General features: G+C 64.6%; 1 protein-coding gene. It reads left to right on the top strand.

Annotation, left to right across the window (positions count from 1 at the left end):
* Window positions 1-458: cbb3-type cytochrome c oxidase subunit I (locus tag BEK98_RS47400; RefSeq protein ID WP_208643449.1), on the top strand; the 458-nt coding region annotated here is incomplete at both ends.

Here is a 458-nt window from a genome sequence, read left to right on the forward strand (position 1 = left end):
GGCCTGCAGATCATGTCGAACGAGCAGTTCAACCAGGCGTTCACGATGCACGGCACGATCATGCTGCTGATGTTCGCGACGCCGCTGTTCGCCGGCTTCACGAACTGGATCATGCCGCTCCAGATCGGTGCGCCGGACGTCGCCTTCCCGCGGCTGAACATGTTCGCCTACTGGCTCTACCTGTTCGGCTCGACCATCGCGGTCGGCGGCTTCCTCACCCCGCAGGGTGCGGCCGACTTCGGCTGGTTCGCCTACTCCCCGCTGTCGGACGCGGTCCGCAGCCCGGGCATCGGCGCCGACATGTGGATCATGGGTCTGGCCTTCTCCGGCTTCGGCACCATCCTCGGCGCGGTCAACTTCATCACCACGATCATCTGCATGCGTGCCCCGGGCATGACCATGTTCCGCATGCCGATCTTCGTGTGGAACGTGCTGCTGACCGCCGTTCTGGTGCTGCT

Origin of the sequence: Streptomyces diastatochromogenes (assembly GCF_002242805.1) — a bacterium.
GTDB classification, from domain to species: domain Bacteria; phylum Actinomycetota; class Actinomycetes; order Streptomycetales; family Streptomycetaceae; genus Streptomyces; species Streptomyces diastatochromogenes.